Consider the following 20,671-nt stretch of genomic DNA (forward strand, 5'->3'; position numbering starts at 1 on the left):
GTGTTTCCATTGATTTTCAATACACATTTCTGTACACTAAAGAGAGCTTTGACTTGAACATAAGGTGATGAAAATGCACATTCAAATACATGGACTTCAAGATGATCGTTTTCAACGTCAGCTCCAATTGATTGGTAACTTATTTTTTGAAGAAACGGACGTCTCCTTTCAACCGACAGTCGGGGCGGATTTAGACATCCGCTTTCAATTGCATATCACGGACGTCGTGGACGTGACATGTGAACTTATCCCACCGGAAGGAGAAATGGTACAAGCCCATTTTCGTGGACCTATTGATGGAACAGCTTCGGAAAAAGAGCAATTTAAGCAAATAAAAAATGCCGTTTCTCATGTGTATTTATCCGTTTTACAACAGCATACAGGCATTCGACAAAAATGGGGAATATTAACAGGGGTTCGCCCAACAAAGCTGTTACACCGAAAATTGAAAAGTGGAATGAGCAAAGACATCGCTCATCAGCAGCTAAAAGACGACTATTTAATTACGGATGAAAAAATTCAATTAATGCAAGCCATCGTCGACCGTCAATTAGCCGTCGTTCCTGACCTCTATTCGTTACAAAATGAAGTCAGCATTTATATCGGGATTCCGTTTTGTCCAACGAAATGTGCTTACTGCACGTTCCCGGCTTATGCGATTCAAGGAAAGCAAGGACGGGTTGACTCCTTCTTAGCAGGCTTACACTACGAAATGCAACAAATCGGACAGTGGCTGAAGGAAAAAGGCATAAAAATTACAACAATTTATTATGGGGGCGGTACGCCAACGTCCATTACGGCGGAAGAAATGGATTTATTATATGAAGAAATGTACCGTTCGTTCCCTGATGTTGAAAGCATTCGAGAAATTACGGTCGAAGCGGGCCGTCCAGATACGATTACACCGGAAAAATTAAATGTTTTAAAAAAGTGGAACATTGATCGGATTAGCATTAATCCGCAATCGTATATTCAAGAAACGTTAAAAGCGATTGGGCGTCATCATACGGTAGAAGAAACGATTGAAAAGTTCCATCTTGCCCGTGATATGGGAATGAACAATATTAATATGGACTTAATTATCGGCTTACCAGGTGAAGGGCTGAAAGAATTTGAGCATACGTTGAATGAAACCGAAAAGCTGATGCCGGAATCATTAACCGTCCATACGCTTTCGTTTAAACGAGCTTCTGAAATGACCCAAAATAAAGAAAAATATCAAGTCGCCCCACGGGAAGAAGTGGAACAAATGATGAACCGTGCAGAACAATGGACAAATGATCACGGTTATGTTCCGTATTACTTGTACCGTCAAAAAAATATTTTAGGGAACTTAGAGAACGTTGGTTATGCAAAACCTGGTCAAGAAAGTATTTATAACATTGTGATCATGGAGGAAGTACAGACAATTATTGGTCTAGGTTGTGGAGCTTCAAGTAAATTCATTGACCCAAAAACCGGAAAAATCGAGCATTTTGCAAATCCAAAAGATCCGAAGTCATACAATGAAGGGTTTAAAGAATATACCGATAAAAAGCTGGCCATTTTAAACGAACTTTACAAAGATATTCCTTCTAACGTGTCCAATTAATGCATACATTTAAATGAAGTGTATGATAAAAGCTGGTTCTTACTCAAATTGAGAGGAACCAGCTTTTTTATATCGGGAAAAGGAATCCTTATCCATATGTCGAAATAGTTAACAAACGAAAAAGGAGGGATACAATGAACATTTCACAGGCGTATGAGACGATTCGATGTCATTTGGCTGAACGAGTCGCTAAAATCACGTTAAATCGCCCAGATACTCTTAATGCGATAAACGTAACGATGATTCAAGAACTGAATCATTGTTTAAAGGAATTAGCAGCAAATGAACACATTCAAATTGTCGTTCTTCAAGGAAGTGGTAAAGGATTTTCTTCTGGTGGAGACATTAAATCGATGTTAGCAAGTAACCATTTAAATTTCGATGACGTGATGGACGAAATTAGCGAGCTTGCGCTTCGTCTATTTACATTACCAAAATTCGTAATTGCGGCCATCCATGGTGCAGCTGCTGGTCTTGGTTTTAGCTTAGCTTTAAACGCCGATCGTATTATTGCCGAAAAAGATAGTAAGTTTGCCATGAACTTTATTGGCATTGGCCTTATCCCAGATGGAGGAGGGCATTATTTATTAGCCCAGCGAGTAGGGGTACAAAAAGCAAAAGAAATTATTTGGGAAGGTCGCGTCATGCCGGCAGAGGACGCTTACCTATATGGGCTTGTTGATGAATTGGTTGAAGGAGATTTACAGGCATATGTCGACCAATATGTGAAGCAATTATTGCGAACACCACTATTGGCAAAGATTGAAACGAAGCGATTGATGGCAGAATGGAAGAAGGATGAACTACAGCACATACTCAAACGGGAAAAAGAAGGACAAAGAAAGATGAGGCAAACGAAAGACCATCTAGAAGGGATCCAAGCATTTTTAGAAAAACGGATGCCGCAATTTCATGGCAGGTAATGAATGAACAATCATTCGTTGTCCCAAGGTTCCATCTCATCGGAATCTTGGGACATTTGTGTATATGGATTTTTATACGTGGAATAATAGTAGTTTTCCAGCTGGAGAAGTACAGCGGTAGGTTTTTTCCTTATATCCTTTTTCTTTTAGCAATTGTTCCCCTTTTTGCTTCGCTTCTTGGTCATTGGCTGCTTCAAAAGTTTCATCTAACAATTTTTCTCCATTTTTTTCAAAGACCGTTAATTTATATTGTTTCATCGTTCCACCCCTCCTGAGTTTATTTAATTTTATTTTGACATAATTTTCAGAGAAATCAAGGAGGGGAAAATGATTCGTTGACTTTACCAAAATATTCAATTAATGTAATAATGAAACTTTTTTCTTAAGAAAACGCATGACTTTTGTCCCGAGGAGGAGGGGAAACATGACGTTACATTTTCAAGGTGTCACGAAACGATTTGGAGCGTTTACGGCTGTCAATCATTTGTCATTATCTATACCAGAACAAGAGATTTTTGGTTTTTTAGGAGCGAATGGTGCTGGAAAAACAACGACTTTTCGAATGATTTTAGGATTGTTACAGCCAAGTGAAGGTACCATTACGTGGAACAATCAACCGATCAATTATTCCGTTTCCACACATATTGGCTACTTGCCAGAAGAGCGGGGGTTGTATCCCAAATTAACCGTCAAAGAGCAAATTTGGTACTTGGCAAATCTTCGGGGGATGGGAAAAAAAGAAGCGGATGTGGTGTTAAAAAAATGGTTAGAACGGTTCCACATTTCGGACTATTATTCCAAAAAGGTTGAAGAGCTCTCCAAAGGAAATCAGCAAAAAGTTCAATTTATTGCCTCCGTTATACATAAGCCTCAATTGCTTATTCTAGACGAGCCATTTAGCGGCTTAGATCCGGTGAATGTCGAACAATTGAAGAATGCCGTCGTTGACTTGAAAAATAACGGAACGACAATTGTCTTTTCGAGTCACCGGATGGAGCATGTAGAAGAGTTGTGTGAAAATTTATGTATTATGCACCATGGTCGGCCGATTGTGCATGGAAGATTACGAGAAATCAAACAGTCGTTTGGTAAGAAAAATGTGTTTGTTCATGCTGACTTTTCACTGGACTTTCTTCAAAACTATGAAGGAGTGACAAAGTATAAGCGTACAGCTGAAGGAGCAGTCCTCCAAGTAACTAGTGAGGAAGTCGCCCAACGGATATTACAGGACATTACCGGAAAAGGATTTGTGCGTAAATTCGTATTAGACGAACCGTCATTAAATGATATTTTCATAGAGAAAGTGGGGACATCGTATGAATAAATTCGTAACCGTATTACTTCATACGTTTATGACGAAGTTGAAATCAAAGCCATTTATCATTTCAACGGTGATTATGGCGATTGGGATTTTAGTTATTACCAATATCGACCGAATCATTGATATGTTTGGTGGTGATGAAGCTAAACGTGTCATTGTCGTTGATCAAACCAATCAGCTATTTACCCCACTACAAGCCCATGTTCTTGAGGTTTCCGATGATATTGAATTAGTAGAAGCTACGAAAGAGGAATCGGAAGCTGAAGAACAAGTGAAAGATGGAAAATACGAAGGAATGTTAGTGCTATCAATGGATGGAGAAGGGCTTCCAATAGCTACCTATAAAGCATTAACACTGACAGATTCTGAAACGATCAATCTATTAGAAAGATCGCTGCAATCGATTAAGTCGTCTTTAGCCGCACAGCAACTGCAGCTATCTCCGGACCAATTAGCAAAACTAACCGCTCCACTTTCGTTTCAAAAAGAAGCACTATCATCTGAAGCCAAGTCAGAAGAAGAACTGAGCCAAGCACGATTTGTTGTGTATTTAATGATTTTGATGTTATACATCGTCGTCATCGTATACTCAAGTATGATTGCGACAGAAGTAGCGAGTGAAAAATCTTCCCGTGTGATGGAAATTTTAATTTCTAGTGTCTCCCCGGTTACGCATATGTTTGGAAAAATATTAGGAATTGCACTTCTAGGTATTTCCCAAATTATTTTTTTATTAACGATCGGATATATTTCTTTAACACAGTTACGAGATGGGACAGAAGACGTGATCGAGTTGCTTGGACTTCGAGATTTATCTCTATCCTTAATTATGTTTGCCATTATTTTCTTTCTTCTTGGATATTTCCTATATGCAACTTTTGGAGCGTTACTGGGATCGTTAGTCAGTCGGACAGAAGAAGTGCAGCAAACGATTACGCCAATGATGTTTTTAATCATTATTGCATTTTTCATATCTATGTACGGGCTAGAAGATCCGAATGCATCCTTTGTAACAATTTCTTCGTTTATTCCGTTTTTTACACCAATGACCATGTTTCTACGGATCGGAATGTTAAATGTACCTGTGTGGGAAATTGTGCTTAGTATGTCCTTGTTAATTGCCACTGTGGTCTTTTTTGCAGTTTTTGGTGCCCGAATTTACAAAGGTGGCGTTCTTATGTATGGAAAAGCCAATATTTTTAAAGATATTCGTAAAGCCATATTGTTAACGAAAAAAGAATAATTTTCACTTGGATGAAGCTCGGCTGCTGCCGGGCTTTTTTCCTTTTGAACGGTTAGGTGTCATTGTTGTGTGGTATAATGAAAAAAATGGGAACGTACATTCGGAGGGAGGACTTTTATTTGAGATCGGTAACTTTTATTCATGTGGCGGATTTACATTTAGACAGCCCGTTTCTTGGATTACCTCCGCTGCCAAAAGAGCTAAAACGACGAATTCAGGAAAGTACTTTCCGCTCGTTTTCTAAAATCATTGATATTGCCATCGACAAACGTATCGATTTTCTCTTGATTAGCGGAGATATATACGACGGGGAGGACCGCAGTATTAAAGCTCAAGCACGCTTACGAAAGGAACTCGTACGGTTGCATGAAAAAAATATTCCCGTTTACATTATTCACGGCAACCACGACCATTTAGGCGGAAATTGGACAACACTCGAACTGCCTCCAAATGCCCATGTGTTTGGGGATCAGGTCGAACGAAAACGGTTGGTGAAAACCGATGGTACGACCGTTCATTTGTACGGGTTCAGTTATCCGAAAAGACATGTATACGAGTCATTGCTTTCTTTTTATAAAAAAGAAGGAGAAGCGACCTTTCATATCGGTTTGTTACATGGACAAGTTGAAGGAAACAATGACCATACGCCTTACGCTCCTTTTACCGTACAACAATTATTAACGAAAGGTTTCGATTATTGGGCGTTAGGACATATACATAAACAGCAAATTCTTCATATGGATCCTCCTATGGTCTATCCAGGAAATATTCAAGGTAGGCATCGCAAAGAACAAGGGGAAAAAGGAGGGTATCTTGTTACATTAACCGAGCATAGTGAACCTTCCATGACGTTTTTGGCAACGAGTGATGTCAACTGGGAAACCATAATGATTCATATCGAAAAAGGGTCTACTTTTCACGACATATTTCTCCAGTGTCAAACGAAACTGCAATCGATTCGGAAAGAACAGGTTGGTCAACTCGTTGATTTACATATCGAACTAGAGGAACGAAATGAAGATTTGCTTCAAAAGGTTCAAACGGGCGAATTTATTGAAATTTTACAGGAAGGGGAAGAGCAAGAAGAGGCGTTTGTTTGGCCGTATAATGTTCGGGTAGTGTCCCCTGAAGTTGAAGTTCCATTTTCAGCCATGTTTTTGAACGAATTAGAGGAGACCATTCAGGCGTTATCAATGGAAACGATTTATGAAGGTCCTTTAAAAGAATTATTTCATCATTATCAAGCTGGAAAATATATCTCTCCACTTACCGAACAAGAAATGAACGAACTCATCGATGAAGCGAAAACAACCCTTTTCACGACATTTCAAACGATAGGAAAGCAAAGGTGATTGGAATGATCATTAAAAAAATTTATATTTATGGATACGGAAAATGGGAGCAAGTAGCCTGGGACCTTCATTCTCATTTTCAGCTTTTTTATGGAAAAAACGAAGCTGGCAAATCAACGCTCATGTCGTTTATCCATAGTATATTATTTGGTTTTCCAACGAAACAGCAAAATGATTTACGGTATGAACCGAAAACGTCGCAACGGTACGGGGGCATGCTAATCGTTCACACTGAAACCCACGGAGAGGTTCGCATCGAACGAGTCGATGGAAAAGCTACCGGTAACGTAACCGTATGGACAGAAGATGGGCGAACAGGGGGAGAAGACCTGTTACAAGACATCTTAAAAGGTGTGGATAAAACCTTTTTCCAATCCATATTTTCATTTAATTTAGACGGCATTCAAGGTGTAGCGAAGGTGGACCGTGATCAACTTGGTAACTATTTACTCGCAGCAGGAACAACGGGAACAGATCGACTACTGGTCGTACAACAACATATTCAAAAACAAATGGAGCAATTATTTAAGCCGCAAGGAAGAAAACCGCTACTGAATCAACAGTTACTACGATTAAAAGAAAAAGAAAAGGAAGTAAAAGAAGGGAAAAAGAAAAACGCGTCGTACGAATCGCGAGTTACCGAAAAACAGTCATTAGAACAGTGTCTTGTAGAAGAAAAGAGGAAGAAAGACCACCTGCAATCGAAATTACAAAAAGCAGAGAAAGTTGTTCAATATCTTCCGATGATTAAAGAAAAATTTTCATTAGAAAAAAAGCTCGAATCGTTAAAAGCCTTCAAGTTCCCAATAGATGGAATGAACCGAATGAATGAATTACTCGAAAAGAAAACAAAAATGATGGCCTTTTTAGAGTCCATAAAAGTTCGTGAACAGGAGCTAGAGGCACAATTAAAAACCTACGTGCCCGATCAAGTTCTTATTAAGCATCGAAGAGAAGCGGAAGAGCTCGTTGAAGAGTGGTCGAGTACAAAACAGCAAATGGAAAAAATCCGCGAAGAAACAAGAGAGCTAGAATATCTGGAAGAAGAACGATTACGCCTGGAACAACAACTTCCGCTTTCGTTTGAGCAGCTTACGACTTCTTCGCAATATACGAACAGGGTGTCCAAAGAGGAGCTGAAGCAATTCATTCGCCAAAGGTATTTTTTAGAGGAGCAAAAAAATGAGCTAGATGACACGTTTCAGCGAGAAACGAACGAGCTTGAACGAATGGAACGAGAATGCGAACAGCTTCGGAAATCTCTTTTCTCAGATGAGCAGTTTGAACAGTTGAAAAAACGAGCAAACGATACGATGCAATTGGAAGTAGAGGAGCAAAAGGCACAACAACAGTTACAATGGCTCGAACAAACGAAACAGCAAATACAACAGTCGCTTGTTCGAAATGGATTTTTCGGCTTGTTTCTTTTCGGCCTTGCAGGGTATTTTGCTGTTTCCTCGCAATGGATTGGTACCCTTTTATCGATAGTTGGAGCAGTTGTGGTTGGATTTTTCGTCCTTCAACACATGACACAACTGCGAAAGGTGGAAGTTGAGCGGAAAGAACTAAGAAAAAAATGGGTTCGCTTCCGAGATCAACAAGAAAGCACAAAAGATGAGGTGAGCCTTTTTCAACAACTCCAAGAAGAGGAAAAACGACGTGCCGAGTGGAACCTTTATCGGCAACGACTACTGGAACAGCAGCGTCGCTATGATAGAGTCATTCAGCAATTTGAAAAATGGGAACAACAATGGATGCTCAATAAAACAAAGTTACAAGAAATCATTTCAATTTTGCAACTACCTTCCGATACAGATTGGCGTCGATTAGAAGAAGTCGTTCGTTTATTAGAGCAATGGAGCATCACCCAACATCGAATCAAACGTTTGCAACAACGGATAGAAGAAGCAAAGCAGTGTGTCGATACCTTTGTAGAAAAGTTGAAAGACCTTCTAGCACGCCTAGAACAACCGTATCGTTCCATTGAAGAAAACATCGTCTATTTAAAAGAGTGCTTAAAACAAGAAGAAGAAAAGCAATTTTATTATCGGGAATACTCCATGAAACTAGAAGAACTAAAAGACGAGAAAGTCCATGCTGAAAAAGAACTTCAATTGATACAACATGAAATCGATGGATTATTGAAACAAGCTAGCGCAAGAGATGATGAAGAGTTTCGTCAACATCACCAATTATTTTTACAAAAAACGGAATGGGAAGATAAACTGTCTCTTTTACAAAAGCAATTGGATCATCCATACATTCTCGATTGGTACGAGGACTTAGTGGAGCAACAAGGTATTCACGATGTAAAAGAGTACGTGAAAACGTTGGAACAAGACATCACCGCGCAAGAAAAACGAATTCAAACTCTTCAAGAAAACCTAATCCAATGTACGTATGCCATTGAACGACTTGAGGAGGGAGGAACCTATACGGATATACTCCATGAATTTTATGAGCTGCAGTCCGATTTCCAACAAAAAGCAAAAGAGTGGGCTCGTTTGGCGATTGCCCAGCACATCCTTACTGAAACGATGGAGCGGTTAAAGAGAGAGCGATTGCCAAAAGTGGTGGAGCAAGCGAATGAGATATTTACCTTATTGACGAATGGACAGTACGAGCGAATATTTCTTAATGAACAAGGACAGTTGCGTGTGGAACGGAACGACAAACTCATTTTTTCACCAAATGAATTAAGTCAAGGAACGTCGGAACAATTATATGTTGCGTTACGCTTTGCCTTAGTTTTACATGTAAGTCAAGACATGCGCTTTCCGATTATTATTGATGACAGCTTTGTTAATTTTGATGAAGAACGATTCCTGAACGTCGTTCATTTATTGAAAAAAATGAGTGGTCATACGCAAATACTATATTTTACTTGTCATGAGTATGTCCGAAATATGTTCAAAGAAATGGAAATTGTTTTATTACCGGCAGCTCCTATGCAAGTGACAAATTAATTAAGGTTTAGGATTTGGTTTTGATTTTCGAATAAAAACATGTCTTAGACAATTTGCGAAGTGTTTAGAACGAGAAAGGATATAAGTAAGAAATTGTCCGAAAGTGGTCCTAAACTTAATTGTTATTCGAGTTTGTAAAATAAGGAATCAATGGGTGTTATTTTTTGTAAATTAATTTTCCGTTAAAATAAAAAGTGGCAAATGCTAGCATATAAAAGACAGTTGAAATTTTTACAATTCTATCATGAAAGGAATTACAACCATGAAAGAAGGAAATGCATCATCAACGAATCGAGGGGCCTTGCTTTTATTAAGTATGAATTTGTTTATCATCATGGTCGGAATTGGGCTTGTGATTCCTATCCTACCGTATTATGTTGAAAAATTTGGGGCTAATGCCCAAGTGCTCGGTGCCCTCGTCGCTGTTTATTCGTTTATGCAATTTATCTTTGCACCTATTTGGGGGAAATGGTCGGACCGAATTGGTCGAAAGCCATTAATTACGATTGGCTTATTCGGATTTGCGATCGCTGAATTTTTGTTTGCCTTTGCATTGGATGTTTGGATGCTATTTATTTCAAGAATTGTTGCCGGTTTATTTGGTTCCGCTCTTATGCCAACGGCCATGGCGTACGTTTCCGATGTGACGAGCGAGGAAAAAAGAGGACAAGGAATGGGGGTATTAGGAGCTGCTATGGGACTCGGATTTGTTATCGGGCCCGGGGTAGGGGGATTTTTAGCTGAATGGGATTTATCCGTACCGTTTATCGTTGCCGGTATTGCAGGAGGTATTGCAGGCGTTGTTTCCTTCTTCGTGCTACCAGAGTCGTATCCGAAAGAAAAGCGTTCGGGAGGAGATTGTCACCATTCTATGCGTCAAGGACAATTGACGTTGATTCGACAAGCACTTAAAAGCTCTGTTGGACTTCTGTTCATTCTCGTCTTTTTCATGAGTTTTGGGTTAGCAAACTTCCAATCCATTTTTGGCTATTATACGTATACACGTTATGGTTTTGGACCGAAAGATGTAGGATTGGTTATTCTTGTGATTGGTTTGATTGGAACAGTCATTCAAGGAGTAGGCGTCGGAAAATTAACACAACGTTTCGGAGAAGAAAAAGTTGTTAAAGGTTCTTTCCTTTTAAGTGCGTTTGGCTTTTTACTAATGATTATGGCGATTGACTTTTTCACCGTGTTAGTAACAACGTCCATTTTTTATGTAGGAAACGCCTTTTTACGCCCATCATTAAATGCCTATATTTCGAAAAAAGCAGGTCAACAACAAGGATTTGTAATGGGACTAAACAACTCGTTTATGAGCTTAGGAAATGTGATTGGCCCACTTTTAGCGGGAACGCTATTTGAATGGAATATCCATATTCCTTATGTATTTGGAGCATTGATTATGCTTGTCGGTTTTGGATCCCTGTTGCTGTGGCGAAAAAAAGAGGCCAACATCATTTCGACTCATTCATAATAACCACATAAATAGGGATTTGGTATAATGTAGGGAGAGAGAGGAAAGAGCGGAGGTTTCATATGAGTAAAGGAATTTTACATTACCAAGCGGGGGAAACGGTCGACTTATTTTTATTAATTAAGTCGGCGACAAAAGGAATTGCTAGTAATGGGAAGCCATTTTTAACTTTACATTTACAAGATAAAAGTGGGGAAATGGAAGCAAAGCTATGGGATGCATCGGAAGAAGACGAAAAGACGTATCAAGCCCAACAAATGGTAAAAATAATTGGAGAAGTGCAAAATTATCGTGGTCGTCTCCAGTTAAAAATTCGGCATATTAGGCCCGTTCAACCGGAAGAAGGAGTTCAAATTAGTGATTTTTTAGAAACTGCACCGTTAAGTAAAGAAGAAATGATGTCAAAAATTACACAATATATTTTTGATATGCAAAATCCAAATATTCAGCGGATTACGCGCCATTTATTAAAAAAATATCAAGCGTCATTTTTCGAATACCCGGCTGCTACGAAAAATCATCATGAATTTATTTCAGGGCTTGCTTATCACGTCGTCTCTATGCTTGATTTAGCAAAAGCAATCGCCCAATTATATCCAACATTAGATAAAGATCTGTTGTACGCAGGTATTATTCTTCATGATTTAGGAAAGGTCGTCGAACTTTCAGGACCTGTGTCTACTACTTACACTGTTGAAGGGAATTTACTTGGGCATATCACCATTATGGTCAATGAAATTGGGAAAGCTGCCGAAGAATTAGGTATTCAAGGAGAAGAAGTAATTGTTCTTCAACATATGGTTCTTTCACATCATGGAAAGTTAGAATGGGGTAGTCCCAAACCTCCATTAATCAAAGAAGCGGAAATTTTACATTATATTGATAACTTAGATGCGAAAATGAACATGCTCGACCGAGCTCTTGAACGGACAAAGCCTGGGGAATTTACGGAACGGATTTTTGCACTAGACAATCGTAGTTTTTATAAACCAACGTTTCATAAATAAGCATACCTTCCATATTGGAAGGTATTTTTTTATCTTTTCTTTCATAAGGTGATAACAAGTCCATGCTATTTAAAAGAAAGGAGTTTGTTTATGACATTGCCATTATGGATGTATTTCGTCGTAGCAGGAATTGTAGTAAGTGCGTTTATGGCCATAAAAACGGCACGTGAGGAACGAAAAGAGGAAATGGAATGGATTGAAAAAGAAGGGAAAATTTATATGGACAGGTTATCCAATGAAAAAGAAAAAAGACGAAAATTAAAATCAGAAGGTGTTTAAAAACATCTATTAAAAAGAGCTGATTTCCTGAATGGAAGTCAGCTCTAATGATCTAAAAATTATTCTTCTTGTTTATTATCTTTTTGTTTATCATTTTCTTTTTTATTATCTTCTTGTTTATTATCTTCTTGTTTATTATCTTCTTTTAAATAGATATCAAATGCATCTTTTAAGTCTGGATCCTCAATGTTAAGTCCAGCTGCTTTTAGTTCACGCTTCATCGCTTCTTGAACAACTGTTCCATCAATTTTGGAGAGCTTTAACTCATACTCAAGCTCGTCCTTCATTTCTTCAAACGATTTCTTTTCTTTTTTGTCCGTCACTTGAATAATGTGCCAGCCAAACGAAGACTCTACTGGCTCACTAACTTCATTAACATCTAAGCTATAGGCAGCTTCTTCAAATTCAGGTACCATTTCTCCCTTACCGAACCAACCGAGGTCGCCACCGTTTTGAGCAGAACCTGGATCAGTAGAGTATTCAGCCGCTAAGTCTTCAAATTTTGCTCCTTCTTCCAACTTCTTTTTAACTTCTTTCGCTGTTTCTTCATTATCCACTAAAATGTGGCGCGCTTTAATTTCAGGCATCCAGTTGTCATAGTACTCTTTGAGTTCTTCCTCGGTAACATCAATTTCTTCCATCGCAGCTTTCTCTTGTAGAATTGCTACTTTAAACGTTTCTCGTAAGTCTTCTTCACTGTCGTAGCCATATTGTTGAAGTGCTAATTCAAAATTTGCACCAAGTTGATCTTTAATTTCATTGATTTTTTTATCTAGTTCTTCTTCAGTTACTTCGTATTTTTTCGAAAGAACTTTTTCAATCACGAGTTGTTGAATCAATTCATCCCCATATTTATCTTTCATCGCTTCGTATAATTCTTCTTTAGTAATGTCTCCAGCATCTGTTTTTACAACGACTTCTGCATCATTGTTACATGCAGCTAAGCCGATGACCCCTACTGCTAAAGACATAGACAGCAACCACTTCTTCATCATAAACAACTCCCTAGTTTAAGTTTCAAAAGTAAGAAAATCCACAAATTTTACTATATCACAAATATCTCCAGAATCAAATGTTTGATGCAAACTTTTCCTAAAAATTGGGCGATTGATTCACCCAAAACAGACAAATGCCGCATAGGATGAAACGAAAAGAAAAAAGGAGGTAATTTGAATGGGTACTGGATATCATGCTGGTTTTGCCTTAATCGTCGTTTTGTTTATTTTGTTAATTATTGTTGGGGCCGCTTGGTGCTAACATCTATAGTTAATTGCATATATACAAAGGTTGCCTAAAAGAAAATTAACCCACTTGTGTAACGTGCCTAAACGTCATACGAGTTCTATGAATAGTATATAGTAGCCTACTTTAAGGAGGTGGAAATATTGAGTGGATATGGCGGCGGTTTCGCGTTAATTGTTGTGTTATTCATCTTGCTCATTATCGTTGGAGCAGCTTGGTTGTACTAAAGTAACCCCCTTTTTCTATTGTTCGAAGAGGAACCATCCTTCTTAAAGGATTGAACGAGTGAATGGGCATAAAATGAGTTGGCATAAGGAAATAACCTTATGCCTCATTTTTTAGAAAGGAGGAACATTCATGTCTGGTGCACCATATGCAGGGGGAATTGTGTTGATTGTTGTGCTGTTTATTTTGTTAATCATTATAGGAGCATCATGGGTATATTAATATAATAATCCGATATACGAAAAAAGTAATTACATGAAAAATTGGCTGACGATGATGGGTCAGCTAATTTTTATGTTGAATGTCCATTAAAAACTATCGTTATGTATATAATAACTCGATATAGGAAGAAATGAGGAGAATGGTAACTAGAACGTTGATTATTCGAAACACTTTCGGTTGTTTTTCCTCAGGAATTTCACGTTGAACACATAAGGCGTTCGTTAGTAGATTCGTATAGTACAATATAAAAACAGCAAATACAATAAATACGGAGATCATGTGGTAACCCCTCCCCAATATCACCTTATGAAATACGATACCAAATTTTCGTAAAAAAAGATAGTAGGCAGAATAAGGAAAATAGGAAACCCCCGTTTATCAAGAAACGGGGGGAGATTGTTGTATTAATATTTCGTACCCTTCATTATTTTCTTCAATTAATGCTTCTTTTGGTGAACGCCAAATGGATTTAATATAAATAAAGTCTGTTACACAAATACCCGTATGAAACGCCAGCATCATCGTAAAATAATGAACGTAATGTGGAAAAAAATGGCTACCTAAAATAAATACAGGTGTTAAGACTAAAAATGGAAATAACAAGGCGAATGCAAATCGTCTTTTCGGAATTGGTTCCTTTACTCTTATCACCAATAAAGGAATGAATTTATACATGAACCGATATTGGCACTTTATCTTTTTTGTGTAACGAACAATTGGTAAATAGTGTAATAGTTTATGAACCGGATAAATACTAATTAAAACGGATAAAAAGATGAGAAAATGCCGGTCATATAACGGTTCTGAATGAATAGAATGCAACGGTACGAACATAAAAGAAAATACTAAACACATAATCAATAAAGAAATTATAAAGATTCGATGAAAACCAAATTGACGTTCCAAGTTAATGGTCTTCCAACAATGCATTAAAAATTCTCCTCCGGTAGAAGGGATAGATATATGAATTTCCATCTGCTGTACATAATTTACGCCCTTTGTCGGAAAAAATCAATAGGTTTTTTTATTTTGTACTGTAAAGCATGGACATAACAGGGAGAAATTGGAAGAATGATCAATATTTCGTTTACAATATCATAGGATTTTGTAAAATAGGAGGAGTAAAATGAAAGGAAATCGTCGGTAGATAGCGAACATGTAAGTAAGGAAAAAATAAAAGGTGAGTAGTAATGAATAATTGGCTCGAACGGTTAGAAAAATTGGAATACCATCAACAACTTTTATTAAAAATGGTGCGTCCGGAAGGTTATGAATTTGATCGGTTAGTCATTGAAAAAAATTTAAGTCGGGATGAAGTCGAACAATTTTATAAACTTTGCGAAGAATTGAGCAAAAAAAGAGAAGAACAAAAAGCGGAAGGATTTGTATTTCATACCCCGCTTTTTCGTGAATTTCAACAACGACTTCATCCGCGATTGTCTCCAGAAGAAGTAATCGACGCTTGTATTAAACAACGGTTATATGTGGAATTAATGACTGATTTTAAAAGAAATATTCGAGAATAATTAGACCGGTTCTTTTGTATCAGGACTGATTTTAACGATTTTTCCATCTTCTTCAACGAAATCACACTCGATATTATGAAAGGATCGTTCAAAAATTTTCATAAAATCTTCACCATATATGTTCCGAATAATGGCCATCATTTCTAAAATTTCTGGAAATTTACCGTATAAATTTTTTAACGGAAGTGCTCCTTTAAATGCCAAGAAATTTTTTGGTTGGTAATTCTCCATTAATTTTAATAAAATTTCTTCTCCTTGTTCCGTTAATTCAATATACGTATTTCGCTTATCATTTTCTTTTTTGGAGAATTTTAACAATCCACGCTCCTCTAGTTTTTTAGAGAAGTTAAAAGCAGTGGAAACGTGCATGACACCGAATTTCGCTACATCGGATATCGAAGCTCCTTTTAAGTGGTAGGCAATCCACAATATGTGGTGCTCGTTAATATTTAAGTTAAACGGTTTAATCCACTGTTGCCAATCCTTCTCAACGGCCTTCCATAATGCTTTACTAAGCTGAGCAATTCGTTGACTGAATAGCATCGCCTCTTTCATAGAAAACTCTTGATTTTCCATTCAACGTCACCTACTCCATCAAAATAGTTTCTTACTTAATATTATGCCAATAAAACAACCAAGAATAAAGATAAAATTAACAAAATTTTTAGAATAATAGACAAAAAGGATAGAACAGTGGTTTCAAAGGTTATATAAGTTTGAATGAAAGGAAGGGACTCTACCTTTGTGATTAGGTGGATTAAATTTTTATTCATATATTATTAAGAATGATTTAATTTTTGTTCAAGCTCAGTAAGGGCTTTGTGAATTTCTGCAATTTCCTGTTTTAAGAGATTTTCGTGTGGCTTCATTTCATGGCGCCACTGGTGGAAGGATTGTTTCAAGTCAGTGATAAGTTCTGATAAGACTTCTTTTCCTTCTTTCGTCGTATGTTGAACGGAGGTTTGAAGATTGTGAAGATGTATATTTAGTTCTTGAAGCCATCTGCACCATTCATCTTTTTGTTCACGAATTTGTTTGCGTAATTCTTCACCTGATGAAGGAGCTGAAAATAACGCGGTAATAGCTCCAACCGCACCACCAAAAAGAATACCATATGTCAACCATTTCATGTTCATCTTGTTCACCTCATTATTTATTTCCATATGTGTAGAAAGAGAATCAGTTAAAATATTTCGACAATTTTTTAAAAATTCCTTTTTTATTTTACAATGGAACGAATTTTTCCTTTTTCATAACAGAAACAACTTTAGCATATTTTTTAATAAGAGCGGATCAGAAGAGGAGTGACGGAATGAGTGGAATCATCTTTGGTTTTTTCGCCGTTAGCGCCATCTTATTTTTTGGTACAATCCATTATGTAATAGCTAGTTATCGACCAGGTATGTATCCACCCAAAAATATATTGAAAAAGCGGGCGTTAGTTTTAGCCGGGGGCGGAGCTATCATGATGTTAGTCGGTTGGCTGTTGCTATTCATTAATCAATAAGGCTCTGTTATATTTTATTGTTGATTTTTAGCAAGTTGTTCACATGAAGCGAAAGGCGGCGACTCCAGCGGGAACAAGAAGCCAGGCAAGACCCTTACTTGAGCGTAGCAAGGGAAGCGGCTTGCGGCTTGCCCGCGGAAAGCGTCCGCCACAAGCGTAATGAATAAATATCAACAGTATCATTTAACAGAGCCATCAATAAAAAAGAACCCTACAAAGCAGTAGGGTTCTAGTTTTGTATTTACACTTGTTCGATTATGTGAGTTCTTTTGAATATTGATTGAACAATTGGGAAAATAATCATCATGGCTAATGTATTCACGACGGCTGCCGGTAAAACAACAGAAACAAATAGCCCAACAAATGGTCCAGGTAATCCAACAATCAGTGCCGCTGTGGATAAAAAGATGGAACCAGAAATTAACGTACCAATAGCTGTTAAAATGAGGGCTCCGATATATGGACTTACCATGCGTCGAATAAGGACAAATAAACTATATACGATGAAAGCCGTTAACATTTTATCGACGACGTTAGGAAGAAAGCCTCCTGGAAAAGTGGACGTAATTCCCGAAATTAGCCCTGTTACAATTCCGAGTAAGAAAATATGGTTCGGTTTAGGGAACATCAAAATTCCTAAAAACATCATCGTAAGCATCATGTCCGGTTTCATTCCTAAAAAAATTCCCGGAACAATGGTGTGCAATACAGCACCAATGCCTACAAATAGGGATAAAATGACAAGTGTCTTCGTTTTCATTCCTCATCTCTCCTCTTCTTTTCTAAACTCTTCTCAATTCCCCTACTGTATCATTTGGACCAGTAGCGGGAATGTTACGGACATTATACCATAACCTGTTTTAAACAGAAAGAAATTTTCATAAAAAATAGGTGATTCCATTGAATCACCTGTTTTTTTATTCTTTACCTATGTGGTTAGCAATAGAAGAAGCGATGGCTTGTAAGTCATCAGGCGTATACGCATGGTTATTTGTTTTCCAAACAGCACCAAAGCCATCCCCTTTACCATAACGTGGGATTAAATGAAGATGGAAATGGAAGACGGATTGTCCCGCTTCTTCACCATTATTATTTAATAAGTTCATGCCGATAGGATGATACGTTTCTTTAATAGCATTGGCGATTTTTGGTACGACTTTGAAAAGATGTTGGGCAATTTCTGGTGTTAATTCATACACATTTTGTTTATGTACTTTTGGAATGACAAGTGTATGACCTTTTGTTACTTGGCTTATGTCGAGAAAAGCTAATACGTGGTCGTCCTCGTACACTTTCGCCGCTGGGATATCCCCTTGTACGATTTTACAAAAAATACAATCTTGCATGATCATAAGCTCCTTTCATTTAATATTGGTTAATTTTAATAATACGAAAAGTCGGAAAGAATTTCTAGGCGTACACATATAAAGGGGAGGATCCTCGAGTAGAATCCTCCCCATGAAGGGGTTGCTAAAACTGATGGGTTGTTTTATCCGTCTCTTTGATAAACACCTCATTTTTAAGAAGTGTTATAAGAAAAAGTTGGAGCTTATGACGATGTTCAAGCTAACCATCCCCTTATCGAGTATGGTACTGCTTTTTTACATTTAATGTCATTCTCCATGTAAAACGCCCATCATGAACAGGGCCGAATTACATGTGTTGTAATTGGTCTTTAACAACCACCCCGTTTGTTTATTAAGGTGAACCCCTTCACTCATTATGATTACCATTTATGAATAAGTCATTCAGGAAAATTGTGTGAAAATGAAAATTTGTTCTCCATCTGATACAATAAAATCAACTTACCTGAAAAGAAGGAGAAGTAGTTATGACGTTACTTTCCGTTCAACAGTTGACGGGAGGATATTCCGCCAAACCTGTGTTAAAAAATATTTCGTTTGAAGTAAAGCGAGGCGAAATGGTTGGGTTAATTGGATTAAACGGTGCTGGTAAAAGTACGACGATCAAACATATTATCGGCTTAATGCGTCCTCATCAAGGATTGATTACGATTAATGGTCGTTCACTCGAGGATCAACCTGACGAATATCGCCAACAGTTTGCCTATATACCGGAAACACCAATTTTATATGATGAACTAACATTAGAAGAGCATTTAAAGCTAACGGCGATGGCATACGGAATCGATGAGAAAGTGTTTGAGTCTCGGGTGATGCCATTAGCGAAAGCGTTTCATATGGAGAAGCGACTACGTTGGTTTCCTGCTCATTTTTCAAAAGGAATGAAGCAAAAAGCAATGATTATGGCGGCCTTTTTAGTACGACCTTCATTATATATTATTGATGAGCCTTTCGTTGGTTTAGATCCTTTAGGCATTCAATCATTGCTTCAATTTCTTCAAGAGGCCAAAAAAGATGGGACAGGAATTTTAATGTCCACACATATTTTAGCAACTGCTGAGAAACATTGTGATTCGTTTGTGATTTTACATAACGGAACCATTCGAGCAAAAGGGACGTTAAACGAATTGCAGGAACAGTTTGGCATGCCCAATGCAACATTAGATGACCTCTATATCCAATTAACGAAGGAAGATGGCGATAAGCATGTGGAGTGAACTATGGTCGAAACGGGTGCAATACGTTTGGTCCGACATTCGGAAATATGGTCGCTACATGTTCAATGACCATCTTGTTTTAGTTGTCTTCATTTTGTTCGGTGGACTACTGTTTTCCTACCAACAATGGACGGAAACGTTAGAAGAGAACTTTCCTGTTATTGTCGCTTTGGCCATTGTGTTGGCAACGGGTTTAACGTATAGCCCGATATACACGTTATTTGAGCCGGCAGATCAAGTGTTTTTACTTCCTGCTGAAAACAAAATGCGTCCATATTATTTGAAAAGTATTCAATGGAGCTTCATCATTCAGTCGTATATTTTATTTTTTCTATGGCTGTTTGTGCTTCCAATGTACAAGCAAATAGCAACTGTTTCTATCGGTCATTTTATCGGTATTTTAATCGTCTTGTTATTCATTAAAGGATGGAACCTTTTTGTTCATTGGAACGTATTAAAGTTACCGAACCATACGCATGTGTGGATCGATTCCATTGTTCGCTATTTGATAAATGGAATATTCATTTATGTTTTGCTGCACAAGTCTTTAATGGTGATAGGCGTTATTCTCATATTCCTGTTGTACGGTTGGTATTTTCAAAAAAGTACTACGAAATTGCCATTACAATGGGAACGACTTATACAACGAGAAGAAAAGAGAAAAATGTCCTTTTACCGATTCGCCAATTTATTTACCGATGTACCAAAGTTAAAAGGACAAATTAAACGTCGGAAGTGGGCTGATTTCTTTCTTCGCAATGTCCCTTTTTCGACTTCAAAAACGTACGATTTTTTATTTATTCGGATGTTTCTTCGGAACAATGAATATTTTTATTTAGTTGTGCGGTTGACAGCCATAGGTAGTTTTTTAATATGGTTATTCCGTGATATGGTGTTCGGACAAATGATTGTTGCTGTCCTGTTTATGTATATGACCGGGTTGCAGCTTCTTCCGTTATGGAGGTATCACCGCCAAGTATTATGGACATTTATATACCCAGTTCAATCGACCGTTCATATGTACTCTTATTTACGGTTGCTACGTACGATATTACTGATTCAACTCATCGTATTCGTGCTTGTTTTAGTGGCGACTGGTGCATATGCGGTTAGTGGGACGGTCCTTATTGGGCAAACCGTGTTGATTTGGATGTTTGTTAAGGTTTTTGCGAAAAAGCATGTGAAAAAACAAGAGGATAGGTGATGAAT

General features: G+C 37.7%; 24 protein-coding genes. 16 read left to right on the forward strand and 8 right to left on the reverse strand.

What is annotated here, in order from left to right; genetic code table 11:
- The first annotated feature begins 73 nt into the window (after nt 1-73).
- Both H0Z31_11270 and H0Z31_11275 read left to right on the forward strand, forming a co-directional pair.
- Nucleotides 74-1,591 (forward strand): coproporphyrinogen III oxidase, encoded by a 1,518-nt coding sequence (locus H0Z31_11270; GenBank protein ID MBO8178021.1) that lies wholly within the window; start codon nt 74-76, stop codon nt 1,589-1,591.
- Nucleotides 1,592-1,725: 134 nt separating this feature from the next.
- Complete coding sequence (locus H0Z31_11275) at nt 1,726-2,514, forward strand: enoyl-CoA hydratase (GenBank protein MBO8178022.1); 789 nt, start codon at nt 1,726-1,728, stop codon at nt 2,512-2,514.
- Between the two features lie 72 nt (nt 2,515-2,586).
- Here the strand turns inward: H0Z31_11275 and H0Z31_11280 are convergent, their stop codons facing one another.
- Nucleotides 2,587-2,772 (reverse strand): hypothetical protein, encoded by a 186-nt coding sequence (locus tag H0Z31_11280; protein ID MBO8178023.1) that lies wholly within the window; start codon nt 2,770-2,772, stop codon nt 2,587-2,589.
- Between the two features lie 166 nt (nt 2,773-2,938).
- Here H0Z31_11280 and H0Z31_11285 point away from each other — a divergent pair, with 166 nt between their 5' ends.
- The 7 genes from H0Z31_11285 (at nt 2,939) to H0Z31_11315 (ending at nt 12,159) form a co-directional block, all read left to right on the forward strand.
- A complete protein-coding gene (locus tag H0Z31_11285; GenBank protein ID MBO8178024.1) occupies nt 2,939-3,838 on the forward strand; it encodes an ABC transporter ATP-binding protein in 900 nt (299 codons plus the stop codon).
- Nucleotides 3,831-5,078: an ABC transporter permease gene (locus H0Z31_11290; protein MBO8178025.1), complete on the forward strand. Its 1,248-nt coding sequence runs from the start codon at nt 3,831-3,833 to the stop codon at nt 5,076-5,078. The genes H0Z31_11285 and H0Z31_11290 overlap by 8 nt, the downstream gene beginning before the upstream one ends.
- A gap of 119 nt (nt 5,079-5,197) precedes the next feature.
- Nucleotides 5,198-6,430: a DNA repair exonuclease gene (locus tag H0Z31_11295; GenBank protein ID MBO8178026.1), complete on the forward strand. Its 1,233-nt coding sequence runs from the start codon at nt 5,198-5,200 to the stop codon at nt 6,428-6,430.
- Between the two features lie 5 nt (nt 6,431-6,435).
- Nucleotides 6,436-9,396: an AAA family ATPase gene (locus H0Z31_11300; GenBank protein ID MBO8178027.1), complete on the forward strand. Its 2,961-nt coding sequence runs from the start codon at nt 6,436-6,438 to the stop codon at nt 9,394-9,396.
- Nucleotides 9,397-9,658: 262 nt separating this feature from the next.
- On the forward strand, nt 9,659-10,873 hold the full coding sequence (locus H0Z31_11305; protein MBO8178028.1) for an MFS transporter: 1,215 nt from the start codon (nt 9,659-9,661) through the stop codon (nt 10,871-10,873).
- Between the two features lie 62 nt (nt 10,874-10,935).
- The gene (gene yhaM, locus H0Z31_11310) at nt 10,936-11,880 is read left to right on the forward strand and encodes a 3'-5' exoribonuclease YhaM (protein ID MBO8178029.1); all 945 of its coding nucleotides are present in this window, start codon (nt 10,936-10,938) and stop codon (nt 11,878-11,880) included.
- A 90-nt stretch (nt 11,881-11,970) separates the two neighbouring features.
- Nucleotides 11,971-12,159, forward strand: a complete 189-nt coding sequence (locus tag H0Z31_11315) for a sporulation YhaL family protein (GenBank protein ID MBO8178030.1) — start codon at nt 11,971-11,973, stop codon at nt 12,157-12,159.
- Nucleotides 12,160-12,218: 59 nt separating this feature from the next.
- On the opposite strand, the gene H0Z31_11320 is transcribed toward H0Z31_11315, so the two are convergent.
- Nucleotides 12,219-13,151: a peptidylprolyl isomerase gene (locus tag H0Z31_11320; GenBank protein ID MBO8178031.1), complete on the reverse strand. Its 933-nt coding sequence runs from the start codon at nt 13,149-13,151 to the stop codon at nt 12,219-12,221.
- Nucleotides 13,152-13,332: 181 nt separating this feature from the next.
- Here H0Z31_11320 and H0Z31_11325 point away from each other — a divergent pair, with 181 nt between their 5' ends.
- The 3 genes from H0Z31_11325 to H0Z31_11335 all read left to right on the forward strand — a co-directional run bounded on the left by H0Z31_11325 (nt 13,333) and on the right by H0Z31_11335 (nt 13,848).
- A complete protein-coding gene (locus tag H0Z31_11325) occupies nt 13,333-13,416 on the forward strand; it encodes a YjcZ family sporulation protein (protein ID MBO8178032.1) in 84 nt (27 codons plus the stop codon).
- Between the two features lie 125 nt (nt 13,417-13,541).
- Nucleotides 13,542-13,628 carry a YjcZ family sporulation protein gene (locus tag H0Z31_11330; GenBank protein MBO8178033.1) on the forward strand — a complete coding sequence of 29 codons (87 nt, stop codon included), beginning with the start codon at nt 13,542-13,544 and terminating at the stop codon, nt 13,626-13,628.
- A gap of 130 nt (nt 13,629-13,758) precedes the next feature.
- A complete protein-coding gene (locus H0Z31_11335; GenBank protein MBO8178034.1) occupies nt 13,759-13,848 on the forward strand; it encodes a YjcZ family sporulation protein in 90 nt (29 codons plus the stop codon).
- Between the two features lie 99 nt (nt 13,849-13,947).
- On the opposite strand, the gene H0Z31_11340 is transcribed toward H0Z31_11335, so the two are convergent.
- Both H0Z31_11340 and H0Z31_11345 read right to left on the reverse strand, forming a co-directional pair.
- Nucleotides 13,948-14,127: a hypothetical protein gene (locus tag H0Z31_11340; GenBank protein ID MBO8178035.1), complete on the reverse strand. Its 180-nt coding sequence runs from the start codon at nt 14,125-14,127 to the stop codon at nt 13,948-13,950.
- A gap of 99 nt (nt 14,128-14,226) precedes the next feature.
- A complete protein-coding gene (locus H0Z31_11345; GenBank protein ID MBO8178036.1) occupies nt 14,227-14,778 on the reverse strand; it encodes a DUF3267 domain-containing protein in 552 nt (183 codons plus the stop codon).
- Between the two features lie 260 nt (nt 14,779-15,038).
- Between H0Z31_11345 and H0Z31_11350 the strand changes: the two genes are divergently transcribed.
- Nucleotides 15,039-15,374, forward strand: a complete 336-nt coding sequence (locus H0Z31_11350) for a DUF1878 family protein (protein MBO8178037.1) — start codon at nt 15,039-15,041, stop codon at nt 15,372-15,374.
- Here H0Z31_11350 and H0Z31_11355 read toward each other — a convergent pair whose 3' ends face one another.
- Entirely contained in the window at nt 15,375-15,950 is a 576-nt protein-coding gene (locus H0Z31_11355) for an HTH-type transcriptional regulator Hpr (protein ID MBO8178038.1), read from the reverse strand.
- Between the two features lie 203 nt (nt 15,951-16,153).
- Nucleotides 16,154-16,510 (reverse strand): YtxH domain-containing protein, encoded by a 357-nt coding sequence (locus H0Z31_11360; protein MBO8178039.1) that lies wholly within the window; start codon nt 16,508-16,510, stop codon nt 16,154-16,156.
- 176 nt (nt 16,511-16,686) lie between these two features.
- On the opposite strand from H0Z31_11360, the gene H0Z31_11365 reads away from it, so the two are divergent.
- Complete coding sequence (locus H0Z31_11365; protein MBO8178040.1) at nt 16,687-16,881, forward strand: hypothetical protein; 195 nt, start codon at nt 16,687-16,689, stop codon at nt 16,879-16,881.
- A gap of 241 nt (nt 16,882-17,122) precedes the next feature.
- Here H0Z31_11365 and H0Z31_11370 read toward each other — a convergent pair whose 3' ends face one another.
- Both H0Z31_11370 and H0Z31_11375 read right to left on the reverse strand, forming a co-directional pair.
- Nucleotides 17,123-17,641: a tryptophan transporter gene (locus H0Z31_11370; GenBank protein ID MBO8178041.1), complete on the reverse strand. Its 519-nt coding sequence runs from the start codon at nt 17,639-17,641 to the stop codon at nt 17,123-17,125.
- 157 nt (nt 17,642-17,798) lie between these two features.
- Entirely contained in the window at nt 17,799-18,227 is a 429-nt protein-coding gene (locus H0Z31_11375) for an HIT family protein (protein MBO8178042.1), read from the reverse strand.
- A 485-nt stretch (nt 18,228-18,712) separates the two neighbouring features.
- On the opposite strand from H0Z31_11375, the gene H0Z31_11380 reads away from it, so the two are divergent.
- Together H0Z31_11380 and H0Z31_11385 are read left to right on the forward strand one after the other, a co-directional pair.
- Nucleotides 18,713-19,462, forward strand: coding sequence for an ABC transporter ATP-binding protein (locus H0Z31_11380; protein ID MBO8178043.1), 750 nt, complete (start codon nt 18,713-18,715; stop codon nt 19,460-19,462).
- The gene (locus H0Z31_11385) at nt 19,452-20,666 is read left to right on the forward strand and encodes an ABC transporter permease (GenBank protein ID MBO8178044.1); all 1,215 of its coding nucleotides are present in this window, start codon (nt 19,452-19,454) and stop codon (nt 20,664-20,666) included. Before H0Z31_11380 ends, H0Z31_11385 begins: the two co-directional genes overlap by 11 nt.
- The last annotated feature ends 5 nt before the right edge of the window (nt 20,667-20,671 follow it).

It is taken from the genome of Bacillus sp. (in: firmicutes), from assembly GCA_017656295.1.
Taxonomy (GTDB): domain Bacteria; phylum Bacillota; class Bacilli; order Bacillales; family JACDOC01; genus JACDOC01.

Coding starts and splice junctions, on each gene's coding strand:
- H0Z31_11270 (MBO8178021.1), top strand. CDS start 74: ATGCACATTCAAATACATGGACTTCAAGATGATCGTTTTCAACGTCAG.
- H0Z31_11275 (MBO8178022.1), top strand. CDS start 1,726: ATGAACATTTCACAGGCGTATGAGACGATTCGATGTCATTTGGCTGAA.
- H0Z31_11280 (MBO8178023.1), bottom strand. CDS start 2,772: ATGAAACAATATAAATTAACGGTCTTTGAAAAAAATGGAGAAAAATTG.
- H0Z31_11285 (MBO8178024.1), top strand. CDS start 2,939: ATGACGTTACATTTTCAAGGTGTCACGAAACGATTTGGAGCGTTTACG.
- H0Z31_11290 (MBO8178025.1), top strand. CDS start 3,831: ATGAATAAATTCGTAACCGTATTACTTCATACGTTTATGACGAAGTTG.
- H0Z31_11300 (MBO8178027.1), top strand. CDS start 6,436: ATGATCATTAAAAAAATTTATATTTATGGATACGGAAAATGGGAGCAA.
- H0Z31_11305 (MBO8178028.1), top strand. CDS start 9,659: ATGAAAGAAGGAAATGCATCATCAACGAATCGAGGGGCCTTGCTTTTA.
- yhaM (MBO8178029.1), top strand. CDS start 10,936: ATGAGTAAAGGAATTTTACATTACCAAGCGGGGGAAACGGTCGACTTA.
- H0Z31_11315 (MBO8178030.1), top strand. CDS start 11,971: ATGACATTGCCATTATGGATGTATTTCGTCGTAGCAGGAATTGTAGTA.
- H0Z31_11320 (MBO8178031.1), bottom strand. CDS start 13,151: ATGAAGAAGTGGTTGCTGTCTATGTCTTTAGCAGTAGGGGTCATCGGC.
- H0Z31_11325 (MBO8178032.1), top strand. CDS start 13,333: ATGGGTACTGGATATCATGCTGGTTTTGCCTTAATCGTCGTTTTGTTT.
- H0Z31_11335 (MBO8178034.1), top strand. CDS start 13,759: ATGTCTGGTGCACCATATGCAGGGGGAATTGTGTTGATTGTTGTGCTG.
- H0Z31_11340 (MBO8178035.1), bottom strand. CDS start 14,127: ATGATCTCCGTATTTATTGTATTTGCTGTTTTTATATTGTACTATACG.
- H0Z31_11345 (MBO8178036.1), bottom strand. CDS start 14,778: ATGCATTGTTGGAAGACCATTAACTTGGAACGTCAATTTGGTTTTCAT.
- H0Z31_11350 (MBO8178037.1), top strand. CDS start 15,039: ATGAATAATTGGCTCGAACGGTTAGAAAAATTGGAATACCATCAACAA.
- H0Z31_11355 (MBO8178038.1), bottom strand. CDS start 15,950: ATGGAAAATCAAGAGTTTTCTATGAAAGAGGCGATGCTATTCAGTCAA.
- H0Z31_11360 (MBO8178039.1), bottom strand. CDS start 16,510: ATGAACATGAAATGGTTGACATATGGTATTCTTTTTGGTGGTGCGGTT.
- H0Z31_11365 (MBO8178040.1), top strand. CDS start 16,687: ATGAGTGGAATCATCTTTGGTTTTTTCGCCGTTAGCGCCATCTTATTT.
- H0Z31_11370 (MBO8178041.1), bottom strand. CDS start 17,641: ATGAAAACGAAGACACTTGTCATTTTATCCCTATTTGTAGGCATTGGT.
- H0Z31_11375 (MBO8178042.1), bottom strand. CDS start 18,227: ATGCAAGATTGTATTTTTTGTAAAATCGTACAAGGGGATATCCCAGCG.
- H0Z31_11380 (MBO8178043.1), top strand. CDS start 18,713: ATGACGTTACTTTCCGTTCAACAGTTGACGGGAGGATATTCCGCCAAA.
- H0Z31_11385 (MBO8178044.1), top strand. CDS start 19,452: ATGTGGAGTGAACTATGGTCGAAACGGGTGCAATACGTTTGGTCCGAC.